Source organism: Pseudomonas sp. P106(2024) (assembly GCF_057480815.1).
Window position 1 is genome coordinate 1 of sequence record NZ_JBLIYU010000004.1, and the last position, 13249, is coordinate 13249.

General features: G+C 64.1%; 12 protein-coding genes. 6 read left to right on the forward strand and 6 right to left on the reverse strand.

The features are described from left to right. Positions 1–740 precede the first annotated feature (740 nt). Positions 741–971, forward strand: a complete 231-nt coding sequence (locus AC25M7_RS08500) for a hypothetical protein (protein ID WP_062363944.1) — start codon at positions 741–743, stop codon at positions 969–971. A gap of 189 nt (positions 972–1160) precedes the next feature. On the opposite strand, the gene AC25M7_RS08505 is transcribed toward AC25M7_RS08500, so the two are convergent. The 3 genes from AC25M7_RS08505 to AC25M7_RS08515 form a co-directional block, all read right to left on the reverse strand. Further along, positions 1161–1757 carry a transglycosylase SLT domain-containing protein gene (locus AC25M7_RS08505; RefSeq protein ID WP_486970937.1) on the reverse strand — a complete coding sequence of 199 codons (597 nt, stop codon included), beginning with the start codon at positions 1755–1757 and terminating at the stop codon, positions 1161–1163. 184 nt (positions 1758–1941) lie between these two features. After that, positions 1942–2724, reverse strand: coding sequence for a hypothetical protein (locus AC25M7_RS08510; protein WP_062363948.1), 783 nt, complete (start codon positions 2722–2724; stop codon positions 1942–1944). Positions 2725–2849: 125 nt separating this feature from the next. Further along, positions 2850–3890, reverse strand: a complete 1041-nt coding sequence (locus AC25M7_RS08515) for a DMT family transporter (protein WP_486970938.1) — start codon at positions 3888–3890, stop codon at positions 2850–2852. A 199-nt stretch (positions 3891–4089) separates the two neighbouring features. On the opposite strand from AC25M7_RS08515, the gene AC25M7_RS08520 reads away from it, so the two are divergent. Continuing rightward, the gene (locus tag AC25M7_RS08520; protein ID WP_028689869.1) at positions 4090–4854 is read left to right on the forward strand and encodes a carbon-nitrogen hydrolase family protein; all 765 of its coding nucleotides are present in this window, start codon (positions 4090–4092) and stop codon (positions 4852–4854) included. Positions 4855–4869: 15 nt separating this feature from the next. On the opposite strand, the gene AC25M7_RS08525 is transcribed toward AC25M7_RS08520, so the two are convergent. Then, on the reverse strand, positions 4870–6414 hold the full coding sequence (locus tag AC25M7_RS08525) for a methylenetetrahydrofolate reductase C-terminal domain-containing protein (protein WP_486970939.1): 1545 nt from the start codon (positions 6412–6414) through the stop codon (positions 4870–4872). Between the two features lie 386 nt (positions 6415–6800). Between AC25M7_RS08525 and metE the strand changes: the two genes are divergently transcribed. Both metE and AC25M7_RS08535 read left to right on the forward strand, forming a co-directional pair. Next, positions 6801–9104 carry a 5-methyltetrahydropteroyltriglutamate--homocysteine S-methyltransferase gene (gene metE / locus AC25M7_RS08530; protein WP_486970940.1) on the forward strand — a complete coding sequence of 768 codons (2304 nt, stop codon included), beginning with the start codon at positions 6801–6803 and terminating at the stop codon, positions 9102–9104. 93 nt (positions 9105–9197) lie between these two features. Then, complete coding sequence (locus AC25M7_RS08535) at positions 9198–9722, forward strand: histidine phosphatase family protein (RefSeq protein WP_062363956.1); 525 nt, start codon at positions 9198–9200, stop codon at positions 9720–9722. 111 nt (positions 9723–9833) lie between these two features. On the opposite strand, the gene AC25M7_RS08540 is transcribed toward AC25M7_RS08535, so the two are convergent. Beyond that, complete coding sequence (locus AC25M7_RS08540) at positions 9834–10790, reverse strand: arsenic resistance protein (protein WP_486970941.1); 957 nt, start codon at positions 10788–10790, stop codon at positions 9834–9836. 76 nt (positions 10791–10866) lie between these two features. Here AC25M7_RS08540 and AC25M7_RS08545 point away from each other — a divergent pair, with 76 nt between their 5' ends. Next, a complete protein-coding gene (locus AC25M7_RS08545; RefSeq protein WP_062363960.1) occupies positions 10867–11574 on the forward strand; it encodes an SDR family oxidoreductase in 708 nt (235 codons plus the stop codon). A gap of 1 nt (position 11575) precedes the next feature. Next, complete coding sequence (locus AC25M7_RS08550) at positions 11576–12118, forward strand: nucleotidyltransferase family protein (protein ID WP_486970942.1); 543 nt, start codon at positions 11576–11578, stop codon at positions 12116–12118. Between the two features lie 39 nt (positions 12119–12157). On the opposite strand, the gene AC25M7_RS08555 is transcribed toward AC25M7_RS08550, so the two are convergent. Further along, a complete protein-coding gene (locus AC25M7_RS08555; RefSeq protein ID WP_139121020.1) occupies positions 12158–13045 on the reverse strand; it encodes a hypothetical protein in 888 nt (295 codons plus the stop codon). Positions 13046–13249 lie beyond the last annotated feature (204 nt).

Below are 13249 nucleotides of genomic sequence, written 5' to 3' on the forward strand. Positions count from 1 at the left end.
AAACGTCGACACAGCAGTGCTATGCAGCTGTCGCCAGTAGAGTATGAGAAACGCTATTTTCTGAGCTTGGAGAGTGTCTAGGAAACCAGGGGCGATTCATCTGGTCTGCCGGGTTATCTTTTCCTCGGTTCGCCAATCTGCGTACAGCTGCCACCCTCACCACCCAGAACGCTATCTATATCGAGTGCGTTTTCACCATGGCAGCAGCACGTGGGACACCTCAGGTGTGCCGGTCCCTTTCGTCCCGGTCGGCCAACCCACGTACTGTTGCCACCCAGCCCCTTCGCGCAATCCATTTCCTACGTTTCCCATCGCCATTTCCTAGCCCCAAGAACCTTGCACTAGAAGCCCCCAAGGAATAAATTCCCCTCCAGTCGCGGCAAATTCCGCGACCGGGTTTGGCGATCCGGATAAACTTGGCGCAGCAGCGCCCCACACGATTGCAGGCGCTTTTTTTGCGTCCGCAGCCTCGTGCCATGGTGGCTGTGCGCGGGAGACCTTCGGGTCTGCCGGGTTCCAAGTTCCCGGTTCGCCAACCTGCGTACAGCTGCCACCCATTGTTTGGCGACAGTGTGTGGTGGTTCCAACCTAACTTGGAGTCTCATGCATGACCATCACACGTCTGTACAGGATCCTCGCATCCGCTCTCCGCCGCCCAACCCCCGCGGCCACCCCATCCCCAACCTTCTACCCGATCGACAGCCACTCCCTCGCCACCCGCGCCAACCGGGAGGTGCCCCATGCCTGACCATGAACGCCTCTCTACCCTCCAGAGCTACGTCTGGACCCTCGAACTGCTCGGCGAGGCGCTGGTGCAGCATGACGAGGTGCTGGAGTGCGAGCACAACCCGCAGCTGAGCTTTCGCAACACGGCGGGGATTCACCAGGCGATCCGGATCATCAGCCGGTTGGCCAGTGAGCAGTTTGGCAAGCTGGAGGCGATGAAGGAGGAGGGTGTTTCTGGGGATTGATGCTGCGGAGTATTGGGGCCGCTTTGCGGCCCTTTCGCGACGCAAGGCCGCTCCTACAGGTACGGCGTTAGCTTTAGATTTTGCGCAGTCCTGTTGGAGCGGCGGTGTGGTCTGCATAGCAGCCTCGTTAGTGGCGATGACGCGTTAACTGAGCAGGCCAACATTCTCAAAGCACACCTGCGTCAGGCCCTACCAGAACCACCCACCCCGCGCGAGCTCCTGCTCGCAACTCCGATACTGCGCCCCGAACACCGAAGCCCGCGCCTGGACCTTCTGCGAGACGTTCTTCAGCCACGGCTTGGCGTCGTAGCTGCGGTTGCGGTAGCCGCCCCAGCCTTCGTGGTAATTCAGGTACTGGCCATAGGCGTCCCACTTGGACACGCCGTTGACCTGCTGGCTCTTCTGCATGTACCAGCCCATGAAGTCGATCGCGTCGGCGAAGTCGTCGCGGGCGGCGCCCCAGCCGCCGGCATCGCGCTTGTAGTCGGCCCAGGTCTCGTCCTTGGCCTGGGCGTACCCGTAGGCAGTGCTGACCCGGCCCCAAGGGATGAAACCCAGGAAGTAGTAGCGCGGCGGCAGGGCGTCGTGCTTGAACGAGGACTCCTGGTACATCATCGCCATCGGCACCTGCACCGGCGCACCCCAGCGCGCCTGCATCTTCAGCACCGCCTCGTGCCATTTCGGCTTCTCGCGGAAGATCTCGCAGAGGTTGTCGGGGTTGGCGGGCGGCTTGGTGGCGCAGCCGGCAAGCAGCAGGAGCAGGGCTGGCATCAAGGGCCGAAGCATGACGGGGTTCCTTTTGCGGACGTTGGGGGCGCGGGTTGCTGGTGTATCTACCAGGTGATCATCTGGGCTGTGAGCTTGGGTGATTACGGGTCACAAAGCGGGTTCACAACCTCGGATCGCCGGGGCCGCTTTGCGGCCCTTTCGCGACACAAGGCCGCTTCTACAGGTGGGCGATGCAAGGCCGTTAGCGGGCGGTTGCCTGCTCGATCAGCAATTGCCAGTTGCGAGCTTCCTGCCAGTCATCGGCGAAGGGCAGTTGAATCCAATAGGGATGCTGGCCGGCGCTCTGCAATTGCACGTGCAGGGTGAAGGTGCGCACGGTGTCGTGGGTGGTGGTCGAGGTGGAGCGGGACTTGCCGCCGCCGATCATGCCGAACTGATTGTTGAACGCGTAGACGTTGCGCCAGCCGTGCTTGGTGGTGGTCTGGGTGGTGCTGCGGGTGACGGCCTGTTCGTCCACGCGCACTTGCTTGACCACGCGTGGCGCGTCCATCAGCGCATGGCGCTCGCCGACCTCCGGGGCCAGCACATACAGCATGTGGCTGTCGGGGAACACCGCCAGCATGCGCCCGCCGCGGTAGACCCAGCGATACGCCCCCAAGGCCTTGCTGGCCAGGAACGCCTTGCCTTCTTCCATCCGTGCCGCATCGAGCGTGCGATAGGCCTTGTCCAGTGCGCGCTGGCGCGGGTACCACAGCACCGACACCGGGTAGTACAGCAGCCACAACAGGCACCAGATCAACACGGCATAGATTGGCCCACCGATGTAATGGCCCTGCCAGATCCACTTGAGCATCAGGTAGCCGCAGTAGGCTGCCTGGATGCACATGAATACCAGGGTGACCTGGCGTCTGCGCTGCAGCAGCTGGATTTCAGCCTGCCGTACCTGCTCAAGGGCATGGTTGAGCGGCTCGAGCGCGGCAGTGAAGGTGGTATCGGCGGCGGCAACGTGTTGCTGAACTGACATAGGGCATCCTGCACATGAAGGCTACGCGCCACTCTGGGCGCGACGGGGCGGGAGTATACCTTGGGTGAAACGCAGGGTTCGAGCCGGGGCGGGTGAGCAATGCCAGTCCTGTATTTTCTGCCCGGTCAGTGCCTATGCCGATGATGAACATCCGGAAAATGCGCATGGCTATGTCGAATCGGCGCATGCACATGCGGGTGGCTGTGCGGCGCGGTGCCGTCCCACTCGAAGTCATGCTCATGCTGATGGTGCTCGTCGTGCGTATGCCGGTGGTTATGATCGAGGGGCTCATGCTGGTGTTCGTGAACATGGTTCTCCATCAAGTGAATCCACACACCCAAGGCCATCAACGTCGCAGCGAGCAGGAACGTCATGGACACCGACTCACCCAGCATCAGGATCGCGACCGCCGCGCCCAGGAACGGCGCTGTGGAAAAGTACGCCCCGGTACGCGCACTCCCCAACCCGCGAAGGGCCAGGACGAACAGCACCAGGCTGACGCCATACCCAAGAAACCCAACCAGCAGGATCGCCCCCAGCGTGCCCAGGGCCGGCAGTTGCGAGCCGATGGCCAAGGCCAGGCCGCCATTGACCACGCCCGCCGCCAGGCCTTTGCTGCCGGCGATGAACAGCGCGTCCGAGGCGGAGACTTTGCGGGTCAGGTTGTTGTCGATCGCCCAGCAAAGGCAGGCGAATGCCACCGCCAGCGGGCCGATCCAGTCATGGGCGGTCGTGGTCTCCTGCGGCCATGACAGCACGACGCCGCCCAGGACGATGGCGACCATGCCGATCACTATCCGGCGGTCGGCGTTTTCCTTGAACACCACCCACGCCAGCACTGCCGTAAGAACCGACTCGAGATTGAGCATCAACGATGCAGTGGCCCCCGCTGTGCGAGTGAGCCCGAACATCAGCGCCACAGGCGCAAGCACGCCGCCAAAGAAGATCGCACCTAGCAACCAGGGCCATTCTCCGGCAGGCAGCCCGGGCCGCTGCCAACCGCGATCGCGCACCAGACGGACGAGGGTCAGGCCGACGCCGCTGCCCAGGTAGAGCAGCCCGGCCAGCAGGATGGGCGGGGTATTGACACCCAACAGTTTGGCGAGCGGTGTGCTTGCGCCAAACAGTGCGGCTGCAACCAGCGCGTAGAGAACACTCAGATTCATGATGGGGCCGCCCTGTCAGGCTGATTGCGTGCAGGAGAGCATCATAGCCTTTCCGCACAAGGGCTGGAGCCACGCTGTGGGGCCAGTGGGAGAGCCATCGCGGGGCAAGCCCGCTCCCACGTTGATCCTATCGTCGATGTAACAGTTGTCTTCTGGGTGGTAGCCGAGCAGAGTCCACTTACCTTGTCAGGAGACGCCCATGCCACCAGCCGTTTTTGCCGCCGCCCAATGCGCCATTGGTGATGGCGACCTCCCCGCCAACCTGGCCTTGCACCTGGCGTTCATGCGCCAGGCCCATGAGCATGGCGTAGACCTGTTGCTCTTCCCCGAACTGTCGCTCACGGGCTATGCCCCCGCGTTGGCCAGTGGCCTGGCGCAGGACCTGGACACGCCGCTGCTGGCGCCACTGCGCCAGCTTGCCCAGGAAGCGGGCATGACCACGGTGGTCGGGATGCCGCTCACGGTACCGGGCCAGGACAAGCCGCGAATTGCGGCCTGCATCCTCCACCCGGATGGCTCGATTGCGGCCTATACCAAGCAGCACCTGCATACCGGCGAGGACGCGTTCTTCAGTGCGGGGAGCGGCGGTGAGTTGTTGTCCGTTTCCGGGCTGTCCGTGGCCTTGTCGGTGTGCGCCGATTTCAGCCATCCGCAGCATGCCGCCCAGGCGGCGCAGCGCGGCGCGCAGGTGTATGCGACAGGTGTGCTGATCGGGGAGGGTGGGTATCCGGCGGATAGCGCATTGCTGCAGGGTTATGCGCAGCGGCATGCCATGGCGGTGCTCATGGCCAATCATGGCGGCACCACGGGTGGCTGGGCGGCGGCTGGGCGCAGCGCGTTCTGGGACGAGCAGGGGCGGTGTGTCGTGGCTGCTTCAGCTGCCGGGAATCGGCTGTTGATTGTTTCCGGTCAGGCTGGGGAGTGGCAGGGAGTGGAGGTTTCACTGGCTCAGCACGCAGGCTGATCCGCTCGTGCCTGGCTACAGGTCGTCCAGTGAGACCTTCACTCGTTGTGGCGCAGCCAGGCGCTCCCGTGTTTTGGCAAGCAGGTCGTCGTCGCTCATCGGTGTGGGCTCGGCAATGTTAAGTGGCGCAGGCTCGAACCACACCGGCCACGAACTGCGATGCCGGTTCTCCACCTGCACGCAAGGAATCAACCGCTCGCGCAACACCTCGGTCCGGCCCACGCTCACTGCCAGCCGATACTTGGCACTGTGCACGCACTCCCGGTCGCCAAACTCGCAACGGTCCAGGCTCGTGCCGCCGCATGGCCCGTTCGCCAGGCCTTTGGGGCAGGTCTCGGGGCAGATGTAGAGGGTGTCCTCCAGCCGGCAACTGCCGCAGGTATCGCACCCCACCAGCGGGCGTTTGATACGTCGCTCCAGCCGATGCAGCCACTGCGCCGCCATGGGGTTGGCCCACAGCGACCGGGTCACGGCCCAGCCGAAGCCCTTGCTCAAGGCCGTGGTGCGGCTGAACAACTGATGGTGCATCGCCGAGAGCAGGTGATAGCGGGCCTTTTCCTTGTTGGACGCGGTGATCTGCCGTTGCCCGAGGCGCCAGGCGTGCCCCGGTGGATGGAAGGTGACCGGCGCTAGGTTTGCTTCCTGCCAGGCCGCTTCCCAGGCCGGGGTCCAGTCCTGCAGTGAAGTGAACTGCGGTTGCAGCGCGCCGATGGCCTGCTCAAGTGCCTCGAACTGCGCCACCTCGTGGATACCCGACAGGTGCACGCCGGAATAGCCCAACAACTTCAGGCCGATCACCTGCAAGGCCAGGCGATGGTTGGCGCGTTCCCTGGCGTAGGCCTTGGACACCGCCGTTTCGGCGGCCAGCAGCGCGCGCATCGACGGCGTGACAGTCACACCGGCAACGTGATCGAGCATCCCCGCGCGGCCTTCGGTCAGCGCCATGATGCAGGCCATCAGCGGCTTGGGCCGGGGCTGGCGTTGCATCCAGTCGAAGGCTTCCTGGTGTTTGTCGATGTCGAAACCGAGCTGCAGGATGAACAGGTCGGCGCCGGCGGCGAGTTTCTTTTCGGCCTTGCAGTACTGCGCGCCGCCTTCGGCTTCCTGGTACTTGAACGGGTTGAGCGCGGCGGCCAGCAGCCAGTGTGGCCGGGCCTGGCGGACGATCTGCAGGGCGGCGACCGATTCCAGGTAGCGCACCGGGCGTTCGCCGGGGGTGTGGCCGGGCAGGCGGTCGCCGGTGAGCAGCAGGAGCTGGTCGAGGCCGGCGGCGTCCATGCGTTGCAACTGGGCCAGCAGGTCGCGGCGTTCGCGGTCCTTGCCGGAGAAGTGCAGCAGGGCGGGAACGGGGTTCGCGAGGCTGCTGAAGGCCTCCAGCGGCGACATGTCCAGGGCGCTGCTGACGCGGTCGCCGATGGCTACGGTCATCGGCCAACCACACAGCCGGGTGCGGGCCATGAGGGTTTCGAGGGTGGCGAAACGCTCGGCGCCGGGCTTGGGGACGAATTCCAGGATGCAGGCGAAGGCGTTGGCGTCCAGGGTCGTTTTCAGCAGGCTCATGGGGTACGGGCTACCGGGTTGGGGCAGGGTGGCAGTGTGCGGCAGATTGGCGGGTGGGGCATGTCTGATTGCGCGGGGTACTGTGCTGGTTGAGACATTCACAACGCTCTGTCAGGTGGCCTAGATCCCTGTGGGAACGGCCTTGCCGAGGCGTCGGACCGGTCGGAAAGGGCTGCGCAGCGGCCCCAGGATTTCAGCATTCATGCACAGATCGCCGTGGCCGCTTTGCGGCCATTTCGCGACACAAGGCCGCTCCCACAGGGATCATCATTTCTGTAAGGCATCATGAACAATTCTTGAGTTCATCTCAAATTTAATGAGTTTGTCTCACCTTAGCCCCGCGCCCAAAATGCCCTCATTCATTTTAAGGTTCGAGGGACGACAACATGGCACTGGCACACAACCTGGGGTTCCCGCGCATCGGCCGCGACCGCGAGCTGAAGAAAGCCCAGGAAGCCTTCTGGAAGGGCGAGCTGGACGAAGCCGGCCTGCGTGCCGTGGGCCGTGGCCTGCGCGCCGCGCACTGGCAGGTGCAGAAGGCTGCCGGCATCGAGCTGCTGCCGGTGGGCGACTTCGCCTGGTACGACCAGGTGCTGACCCATTCGCTGACCTTCGGTGTGATCCCCGAGCGCTTCCGTGCCAAGGACGGTGCCAAGCCGACCCTGCAGACCCTGTTCGCCATGGCTCGTGGTGCCGTAGGAACAAAGGGCAGCGATAGCTGCTGCGGCGGCGCCCACGCCCAGGAAATGACCAAGTGGTTCGACACCAACTACCACTACCTGGTCCCCGAATTCACCGCCGACCAACAGTTCACCCTGAGCTGGGAGCAACTGTTCGAAGAGGTCGAGGAGGCCAAGGCCCTGGGCCATGCGGTCAAGCCGGTGCTGATCGGCCCGCTGACCTACCTGTGGCTGGGCAAGACCAAGGGCGCTGACTTCGACAAGCTGGAGCTGCTCGACCGCCTGTTGCCGCTGTACGACCATATCCTCAACCGCCTGGCCGTGCAGGGCGTGGAGTGGGTGCAGATCGACGAGCCGATCCTCGCCCTCGACCTGCCGCATGATTGGAAGAACGCCTACGAGCGCGTCTACAACATCCTCCAGCGCGCCCCTTTGAAAAAGCTGATCGCCACCTACTTCGGCGGCCTGGAAGACAACCTGGGCCTGGCCGCCAATCTGCCGGTCGATGGCCTGCACATCGACCTGGTGCGTGCCCCGGACCAGTACCCGACCATCCTCGACCGCCTGCCGGCCTACAAGGTGCTGTCGCTGGGCGTGGTCAACGGCCGCAACGTCTGGCGCTGCGACCTGGAAAAGGCACTGGACGTGCTGCGCCATGCCCATGAACGCCTGGGCGATCGCCTGTGGGTGGCGCCGTCGTGCTCGCTGCTGCACAGCCCGGTGGACCTGGAGCGTGAAGACCAGCTCGATGACGAACTGAAGAGCTGGCTGGCCTTCGCCGTGCAGAAGTGCCAGGAAGTGGCGCTGCTGGCCAAGGCGCTCAACCAGCCCGAGGCTGCCGAGGTTGTCGAGGCGCTGGCGCAGAGCCGCGCCGTGCAACACCGCCGCGCCACCTCGCCACGGATTCACAAGCCAGCGGTGCAGGCCCGTGTCGCCGCGATCAAGCCAGCCGACAGCCAGCGAGCCTCGGCTTTCGAGCAGCGGATCGCCAAGCAGCGTGCCGGGCTGGACCTGCCGGCGTTTCCGACCACCACCATAGGTTCGTTCCCGCAAACTTCGGCGATCCGTCTGGCGCGTCAGTCGTTCAAGCAGGGCAAGCTGACCGAGGCCGATTACGTCGAGGCCATGCACAGCGAAATCCGCCACGCGGTGCAGATCCAGGAAAACCTGGGGCTGGATGTGCTGGTGCACGGCGAGGCCGAGCGCAACGACATGGTCGAGTACTTCGCCGAGCAACTTAACGGTTATGTGTTCACCCGCTTCGGCTGGGTGCAGAGCTACGGTTCGCGCTGCGTGAAGCCTGCGGTGATCTTCGGTGACCTGAGCCGCCCGAAGGCCATGACCGTGGACTGGATCAAGTACGCCCAAGGCCTGACCCGCAAGGTGATGAAGGGCATGCTGACGGGCCCGGTGACCATGCTGACGTGGTCATTCCCGCGCGAGGACGTGAGCCGTGAGGTCCAGGCGCGCCAGCTGGCGCTGGCGATCCGCGACGAGGTGGTGGACCTGGAGGCGGCGGGTATCAAGATCGTGCAGATCGACGAGGCCGCCTTCCGCGAAGGCCTGCCGCTGCGTCGCAGTGCCTGGCCGCGTTACCTGGAGTGGGCCACCGAGGCGTTCCGCCTGTGCGCCTCGGGCGTGCGTGACGAAACACAGATCCACACCCACATGTGCTACAGCGAGTTCAACGACGTGATCGAGTCGATCGCGGCGATGGATGCCGATGTGATCACCATCGAGACCTCGCGTTCGGACATGGAATTGCTGGAGGCGTTCGAGCGCTTCGACTACCCGAACGAGATCGGCCCTGGTGTGTACGACATCCACTCGCCACGGGTGCCGTCCAAGGAGGAAATGGTCAAGCTGCTGCGCAAGGCCGCCCAGCGGATTCCGGCCAAGCGGTTGTGGGTCAATCCGGATTGCGGGTTGAAGACGCGCGGTTGGCCGGAGACCGAGGCGGCGTTGGTGAACATGGTGGCGGCAGCCCGGGAGCTGCGTGCCTCAGCTTGATGACGCGTTGGCAGTACCGGCCCTATCGCGGGGCTGGTACAGGTTTTCCATATTTCGGCTAGAGTGCCCGGACATTCCTGCCAAAGCCTCGCCATGAAGCCTACCCACCTCACCCTGATCTGCCACGCCCGCACCGAGGCGCAACGGGTGGGGCGTTTCGCCATGGACGACGAGGCGCTGCGCGATCCACCGTCGCTTTTGACAGACCTGCCTGCAACCGCCCGCTATCTCATGGCACCTGAACTACGTAGCCGCCAGACTGCCGAGGGCCTGAACGCGACTGTCGACGAAGGCCTGCGCGACTGCGACCTCGGCAACTGGAAAGGCATCCCGCTCAAGCAACTGGACGAAGCCACCCTGCGGGTCTGGCTTTGCGATCCCCAGGCTACCCCTCACGGCGGTGAATCCATCGCCATGCTGTGCGAGCGTGTCGCGACCTGGATGGATACAGCGCTGACGCCGGGCGAGTGGGTCGCGATCACCCATCCCTTTGTCATCCGCGCCGCGATGCTGCATGCGTTGGGCGCGCCTTTCGAGTCGTTTCATCGCATTGATGTGCCGCCCTTGGCCCGTGTGTGCTTGAGCTATTACGGGCAATGGAGGCTGCAGTTGGGCTGATGCCTGTGCATGGCTGCTATCGCCGGGGCCGCTTCGCAGCCCTTTCGCTACACAAGGCCGCTCCCACAGGTACGACGTTGACCTTGAGGCTAGCGCAGTCCCGTGTCATGCCTACCGCCGAACCAACGCCGGCACGGCCCGCACATAGACCAGCTCGCTCACCAGCTCCACCAACGTCTGGGTAATCACCGCCGCCGCCGCTAATGCCCGGATCGACTCCGGCAGCGCCAACGCCAACGGCAGCACCACCAGCGAATTACGCGTGGCGGCGCTGAAGGTCACGGCCCGTGCTTCCCCTGTGGACAACGTGAACAGCCGCGCCGCGAACCAGCCAAGCAGCGGCGCCAGCAGGGCAAAACCGAGATACACCGGCACAACCGGCAGCAGGTTGTCCAGCTGGCTGGCCACCACGCCGATCTGCGAGCCGATCACTGTAATCAGCACCAGCGCCATGGCCGGCACCGGCAGCCAGGCCCAGGTGTCGTTCCATTTGGCGACCAGCGCCGAGCGCCGCGCGCCGGCACTGGTGACGATCGCCAGCAACAGCGGCAGCACGATCAGCAGCACGAAGGCTTCGATGAACGGCGCCACGGAAATCTCGACATCAGCCGCGCCACCGAGCATCAGCGCCAGGTACAGCGGCAACAACGCCAGCTGCACCAGCAGCAGCACCGGCGTGGCGGCGAGGGTCAGGCGCGAGTCGCCCTTGCCGATATGGGTGAACACCACCACGTAGTCGATGCAGGGCGTCAGCAGCACCAGCAGGGCGCCGACCAGCACGCCGGGGTGCTCGACCAGGCCGCGCGTCCCGGCCCACACCAGCAGCGGCACCAGCACGAAATTGGCCAGCAGCAGCGCGCCCATGAAACGCCGGTTGCCCAGGCCCGCGCGCAGGTCGAGGAAGGGGATCTGCAGGAACATCGCGTACATCAGCACGGCGATGGCCGGTGTCACCAGCATCTCCAGTGCCTGGGCAACGCCGGGTGCAAGCAGGCCGACGGCGCAGGCAATCACCACGGCGATGAAGTACAGGGGGATCTGGTTGCGTTCGAGTTGATCTCTGTCCACGGATGGCCTGGCTTTTCCGACTGAATTACTAGGTGGGGCAGGGTACTATCTGGCGCAATCCATAGGGAGTGATGCGATGCGAATTCTAGTGGTGGGTGCGAGCAAGGGATTGGGTAAGGCACTGGTCGAGGGCCTGGGTAACGCGGGTGATACGTTGATCGGCGTGTCGCGCACCCGGCCGGCGTCGTTGCCGAGCGCGGTGCGCTGGATCGAGGCCGACCTCGGCCAGCCTCGCCAGGCCGCGGCGGTCATCCATGAGGCGGTGGCTGAGGGCGGGCTGGATGTGCTGGTGTACAACGTCGGGATCTGGGAACAGCGGGCCTTCGAGGAGGACTACAGCTTCCTCGACGATGACGAGGGGCAGATCGAGCGCATGGTTGCCACCAACCTCACCGCGCCGCTGTTGTTGATCAAGCGCTTGCTGCCGGTGCTGCTCAAGAGCGCACGGCCACGAATCATCCTCACCGGCTCCACATCGGGCCTGCCAGGTAGCGGTCGGCCAGAAGTCACCTTCGGCGCCAGCAAGTTCGGCCTGCGCGGCATTGCCGAAACCTTGCGTGAAGGCTTCCGCGAGCAGGGGCTTGGCGTGAGCTGCCTGAACCTCGGCTACCTGAATACCGAGGATGGACTGGAGGTGCCGCTGGCCGAAGCCGAACAGCGCGGCGAGGGGACGCTGATCCCGCTGCACGACGTGGTCCAGGTGTGCCGGATGCTGCTGAGCCTGTCGGCGGCCAGCTACGTGCGCGACATCACCTTGCCCGCGCTGCGTGACGAGCGTTTTTAAGGTGAGTTTCGAACGGCAGATCCAGACCCTGATCTGCAATGACCCTGTGCGCTGGCCCCTGCTGGCGCTGGTGCGCGATCTTGGCGTGCCGGATGCCTGGATCGGTGCGGGTTTCGTGCGCAATGCCGTGTGGGACCATCTGCATGGACGGGCCATGACCGCGCTGCAAGGGGATGTGGATGTGCTGTGGTTCGATCCGGCGCGCAGCGATCCGGCCGAGGACCTGCGGCTGGAGGCGCGGTTGCAGGCCCAGGCGCCGGAGGTGTTGTGGTCGGTGAAGAACCAGGCGCGCATGCACCTGCGTCATGGCCAGGCGCCTTATGCCTCGACCGGCGATGCCATGTGCTACTGGGCGGAGGTCGCCACGGCAGTGGCGGTGCGGCGCACGGCCGATGACCAGTGCGAGGTGCTGGCGCCGCTGGGGCTGGACGATCTGTTCGGCCTGCGGCTGCGGTCCACGCCGGGCAAGGCCGAGGTGATGGCCGCTCGGGCGCGGGAGAAGGGCTGGTTGCAGCGCTGGCCGAAGTTGCGCTCGCTTGGTTGAAAAGCCCGGCAGGGAAACTGCCGGGCTTGGCGCGCGGCCTCAACTGACCAGGCAGATTGCCCGCAGTGACGAGCCTGGTTTCACTGGCGTGGTGGTGTCACCGAGCCATTGCTGGGTATCGGTTTTCTGCTGTTTGGCGAACACATCCCTGACGTTTTCCCAGCTTTCCACCGACAGCTGGTAAACCGCCTGGGACAGGGTATAGGACGACTGGAAGGTGATGGTGCCTTTCTTGCTGGTGGCCTTGATGGTGAATTCGCTGGCATACAGCATGAAGTTCACCGAGCCGGCGATCCCCGTCTGCAGGATATTCTGGTTGAAGTTGGACTGGCGCTCGGTCTGCTCGGAATAGGACAGCGCCGCATTCACCAGGCTGCTCAGGGATTTCTTGATTTGCTCGACATCTTTGGCCGCCAGGCCGATGAAGCCTTTGACGAACGAATCGATCAGCGCATTGGCGTCATGGCTTTTCTGCTGGATCTGCGTCACCTGGGCGGCGAGCAGCGACAGGAAGGGAATCTCGGCGATCTGCTGGGTGAAGGCGATGAAGTGTTCGCGGTCGCCCTTGGCCTTGGGCCTCTGATCGGTAGGCTGGTCAAGTGGGTTGTATTCCGAGCGCCGGCGGGCGATGTCGATGGCGGTCTGCAGGCCTTCGTAGATGCTGACCGGCGCTTTGCCCGGGCTGACGTTCTTGTTGGCGTCGTTGGCGTAGCTGTCGGTCGCCGCGCCGGCTGCCGGGCTGAAGAACGGGTTGATGGCATCAGCGCCGGTGCGCATGGCGCGGCCTGTCGAGGTGAGCTGGTGAGGGTGGTTGTAGTCGTGGGCGAAGATATTGCCGTGTGCCGTGGTCGACTTCACCCGGGCCTTTCCTTCCAGCCAGGCATGTGCAACTTCTTTCTCGGATGGGGCGGCTCCTGGAGCGTTCATGTCAAATCCCTTTAGCAGATTTATTAATAGGGTCGAGTGCGCTGGAACCTAAGCAGTTCATAGGGCGCCTGACTCAGGCTAGAGGGGAGTTTTAAGGTGTCAAAGTGTCTTTTTTTACGCAGTAGGAAAGTGGTGGGGGATATGGAGCCAATCGAATTAAGTAGTGGCTGGCTTATCGTGAAGTTATTGTTTTTTTCGTTTTAA

What these genes read in the sequence shown, in the direction of transcription:
- AC25M7_RS08500 (WP_062363944.1), top strand. Translation starts at nt 741, where the DNA reads ATGCCTGACCATGAACGCCTCTCTACCCTCCAGAGCTACGTCTGGACC.
- AC25M7_RS08505 (WP_486970937.1), bottom strand. Translation starts at nt 1,757, where the DNA reads ATGCTTCGGCCCTTGATGCCAGCCCTGCTCCTGCTGCTTGCCGGCTGC.
- AC25M7_RS08510 (WP_062363948.1), bottom strand. Translation starts at nt 2,724, where the DNA reads ATGTCAGTTCAGCAACACGTTGCCGCCGCCGATACCACCTTCACTGCC.
- AC25M7_RS08515 (WP_486970938.1), bottom strand. Translation starts at nt 3,890, where the DNA reads ATGAATCTGAGTGTTCTCTACGCGCTGGTTGCAGCCGCACTGTTTGGC.
- AC25M7_RS08520 (WP_028689869.1), top strand. Translation starts at nt 4,090, where the DNA reads ATGCCACCAGCCGTTTTTGCCGCCGCCCAATGCGCCATTGGTGATGGC.
- AC25M7_RS08525 (WP_486970939.1), bottom strand. Translation starts at nt 6,414, where the DNA reads ATGAGCCTGCTGAAAACGACCCTGGACGCCAACGCCTTCGCCTGCATC.
- metE (WP_486970940.1), top strand. Translation starts at nt 6,801, where the DNA reads ATGGCACTGGCACACAACCTGGGGTTCCCGCGCATCGGCCGCGACCGC.
- AC25M7_RS08535 (WP_062363956.1), top strand. Translation starts at nt 9,198, where the DNA reads ATGAAGCCTACCCACCTCACCCTGATCTGCCACGCCCGCACCGAGGCG.
- AC25M7_RS08545 (WP_062363960.1), top strand. Translation starts at nt 10,867, where the DNA reads ATGCGAATTCTAGTGGTGGGTGCGAGCAAGGGATTGGGTAAGGCACTG.
- AC25M7_RS08555 (WP_139121020.1), bottom strand. Translation starts at nt 13,045, where the DNA reads ATGAACGCTCCAGGAGCCGCCCCATCCGAGAAAGAAGTTGCACATGCC.